We start from the raw sequence: 3,803 nt of genomic DNA, 5'->3' as shown, positions 1-3,803 counted from the left end.
TTCAAGACCTTTTTGAAGAAGGGAAAGGCTGGGTTATTACCCCCAACCAACAAATCCTGACCATGCATATCCTTGAGGCGCAGCCGCGCATCCATAACGAAGAACAAAAAATCTTCGACTGGAACGTCAAATTCGACATCCTTCCCGAAGCAAAAGTCTTCTGGAAAGACACCGGGCAGCTACAGCCCATCACCGAATTTGATACGCGTGGGCTCCTCCGCGATGGAGCAATCCACGGCACCCTGCGCTCCCGTTTCCTTAATCCCGGATGGGACATCCACTTTATCCCCGAAAAGGAGGCATAACAATGGAGCCCCAACGCAAGGAACAGGAGACGGACGCCCAGCAGAACTCTTTCGCGGAAGCCCAGCCGGTATCTTCTGGTCAGCTACTCGCTCATCAGCAAGAGTCGCGAAAGCCCCGTTTTTCTCGTCGTGCCCTCGCAATAGCAGGTGCGGGCACCCTCGGCGCCCTCATCATCGGTCGAAAGACCGGTATCCTCGCCACCAATGAGGAAAAACAAGAAGCGCGCCTTCTTAAACGGGATAGAGCACTTATCGAACTGGCACCTGAACAAAAATTTGATGATTATGTAGACAGTGGAAGTTCATCCGGTCTGCTCGTGTACACCGCCTACGAGCGCAACGGCAGGTACGTGCCCGCAACCGAAGAACGCGCCGCTCAGAACGTGCCCTACCCCGTTCAGCAGCCAGGCATTGATGAATATAGTCGCGGTGGTTTTTATACTTTCCAAGCATACTTCTATGCTGCCCTGAACTATTTCTACTACACGGGAGATACAAAACCGCTGTCCGAATTAGTTACCCCTGAAAAAGTGGTATCTAAAGAGATTCTTGAAATGTATCAGAAAAATCTTGGGTGGATTGTTTCTGCCCAGGATCTCTACCAGGTAAGAATTAGGATTCCCGGAATCGGTACGCGGTCTAAAAACCGTCGCAAGATATATCAATACCAGGGATCCACCTTTATCCCTGAAGATGCATATTTCTATGTACAACAGACAGGAGAGAAACTACCTATCAATAAGTTCTTGAAGACCGGCGAGGAAGAATATGTATTCCTTTATGCTGAGCACCTGCGCGGCCGCTGGGTGCTGGTGGAGGGCGATAAGGACGCCACGCCGCTGTACCCTCCGGGATTCTCCCTCGAAGGACTAGAGGTGTAAGAACCCACCTTCCCGGTAGCCGCACGCCCTCACCGATAACCACACCACACCCACCCTAGGAGACATATGGAACAGTCGCCCCAGAACCTTGGTGCAGGCGGCTCAGAACATGCCGTACCCTATTCAGCAGCCCGGAATGGATAACTACGACCGCGATGGCTACAACAACCGCAACACCTACGAGCCAATCTACCCGCAAGGATTCGGGCAGCTGTAGTGCTTTTCTAGGACCCTCGCTGGGCAGTGCTTTCGGTACTGTGCTGGCGGGGGTTTCTTGCTGCACTTTTGAGGTGAGTTCTTCGCGGCTGGCTAGGGGAGGTGGAATCCGTCCTGCTGAGTTCGTGTGCAGAGTGTGCGTGTGTTACCTTGAGGTATGGGCGAGGATGCTCGTTCACCGTCACATCAACTTCAACTTCCGGAAGCTAAATACATGGTTACTTTTCAGGCTCATGCCGTCCCTGTGCCTTTTAAAGATGAGAGTGCTGAGGCTCTCACGATGCATCTCAACTGTCTAAATCAGACAAGTTAGGTCCTTACTCGCTAAAGGCATCTATTCGTTTAATAATCTCATTTGTTATCTGAACAATGAGTGTTCTTCTTGAGTTGATTCAGTGAATATTTCAACTCATACAGATGTAGAAAATTTATGTAACCTCAAGGATTATTGTTGTGAGCATTATTTACCCTACTTCTCGTAGAGGGTTTATGAAGGGCGTGATTGGAGCTGGTGGCGTCTTAGCTTTGAGTGCCTGCTCATCCACGCCAAAAACCAAAGATAATAACCCAAAAGAAACCCCTTCGGCAACAGCCAGCGCTTCTCCGAAGCATAATGCCTACGCAAAACCATTTCATGACGATTATGATTACCGCGAGGCAATCAATGATCCGAAAAATGTATTCAATATCGGCATATATGAACCGGCAACGGAAGAACATCCCGCATACGCTGCGCCGCCGCCATACTATGAGAATGCTTTTGAACGGGATATGACAGTAGCCTCTTTTCACTATGCCGTTACATATTATGCAAACTATCAGAACTATATGCTTCTATCCGGAGACTCGCGACGACTTCATCTTGAAAATATGTTAGGCGGATTGTTCTTCCCCACCATCCAAGAGCTCTACGACAACGCTAGTGGCTGGGTCATTACCCCGAACCAGCGAATTCTTAATTTCACGATTCTTGAACCTCAGCCCCGTATTGTGGATGAAGCAAATCACGTATGCGAAATTAACGTTCGATACGACCTGAAACCAGAGGCGAAAGTCTTTATCGTGGGGGAGAAAAAGCTCTACCCGATTACTGATTTTGACACTCGCAACATTGTTACAGGTGGGTCCATCTACGGAACTATGGTGTGTCGATTCCTGGACCCCAAGTGGGAAGTCAACTTTACCCCCACATATGGCCCAGTGCAGGGGAACTAAAGGAAAGGAAAACAGTGAAGGAAAACAATAACACTCCTGCTCTTCGGGAATCCTCAACCGGCAATAACCCATCAGAGCAGAAAAAGAACCCCAAAATCTCTCGTCGTGCCCTGTTACTGGGATCTGCTGTAGTAGGCACTGCCGCAGCATCGGGTCTGTATGTGGCTGGCTCAAACTGGAAAGCTTCGCTAAACGAGCGAATCGCGCAAGAAGATGCCTCATGGAAGCGAAACCAAGCACTAGCCGCCGCCGAGCCTGCAACAACAATTGCAGAGGAAAGCTACAAGAATACTGCAGCAGGTCTATCTGGTCGGCTGGTGTACACCGCATACCGCAAGGACGGTCTCTACGTTCCCGCAACCCGTGAGGCACCCGCACAGAATGTACCCTACCCAGTTATCCGCGAGAAGATGAATACATACGATATTTCAGGTATGTACTTGTTCTTCGCCTACTATAACGCTGCCAAGAACTACGGGTATTTGACCGGTGATCTTGAACCCCTAGCAAAGATTGTTGACCCCGAGAAAGTTATCTTTCCCAATGTGTACGAATTTATAGCCAATAACCAGGGGTGGATTGTTTCGGATCAAGAAATTGAATCGTATATGGTGGAAACTCACGGATACGGTAGCCGAGAGATTCAGGGACGAAAAATATACAAGCTGCAGACGGAATTGTCGATATATGGAGACGCCTATTTTGTGTATCGCGATACCGGCGAAGTGAAATATTTTCGGGATATGTTTCATACTGACCGCCACCCAACTATAGATTTCTACGGAGAGTTTTTGGATGGACGCTGGGTAAGCGTTGACGAAAATCTACAAGGGGATCTTTTGTTGCCCAAGGGTGTTTCTGTCGCCGGATACACGAAATAGATTCGTGAATTCAAAATAGCATTTGGCGATCAGAGACATATTTTTAGAAGGAGAGGAAATGACTGTCGACCCGGAGTGGACTAAAAAATTCTTCAACCAAGAGGACTATAGGGGAGCATACCATCTTGTCGATACTGACATGATTGGAATTTATACCCCGGCAGACCAGCAGCACCCTGCATATTCTGCGCCGCCGCCAGATTACAGCTATACGTTTACTAAATTTCTAACGTCCGCTGATTTGGAATTCTATAATATCTACTATTATCAATGCCAAAACTATATGCTTTTGGCATCCGATTCGC

The 3,803-nt window shown here is 48.5% G+C and carries 3 protein-coding genes and 2 pseudogenes; all 5 read left to right on the top strand.

Annotated features, from left to right (window positions below):
- Positions 1 to 305 (top strand): annotated as a pseudogene (locus HMPREF2879_RS08290) (peptidoglycan-binding protein); the annotation flags it as partial.
- 2 nt (positions 306 to 307) lie between these two features.
- On the top strand, positions 308 to 1,186 hold the full coding sequence (locus HMPREF2879_RS08285; RefSeq protein WP_049359962.1) for a DUF6318 family protein: 879 nt from the start codon (positions 308 to 310) through the stop codon (positions 1,184 to 1,186).
- Positions 1,187 to 1,855: 669 nt separating this feature from the next.
- The gene (locus HMPREF2879_RS08280) at positions 1,856 to 2,617 is read left to right on the top strand and encodes a DUF6318 family protein (RefSeq protein WP_141753036.1); all 762 of its coding nucleotides are present in this window, start codon (positions 1,856 to 1,858) and stop codon (positions 2,615 to 2,617) included.
- A 14-nt stretch (positions 2,618 to 2,631) separates the two neighbouring features.
- The gene (locus tag HMPREF2879_RS08275) at positions 2,632 to 3,498 is read left to right on the top strand and encodes a DUF6318 family protein (RefSeq protein ID WP_049341304.1); all 867 of its coding nucleotides are present in this window, start codon (positions 2,632 to 2,634) and stop codon (positions 3,496 to 3,498) included.
- 58 nt (positions 3,499 to 3,556) lie between these two features.
- Positions 3,557 to 3,803: pseudogene (locus tag HMPREF2879_RS09460) on the top strand (peptidoglycan-binding protein); the annotation flags it as partial.

It is taken from the genome of Rothia sp. HMSC069C04 (assembly GCF_001812895.1).
Classification (GTDB): domain Bacteria; phylum Actinomycetota; class Actinomycetes; order Actinomycetales; family Micrococcaceae; genus Rothia.
This window is presented reverse-complemented; position numbering and strand designations above follow the sequence as displayed.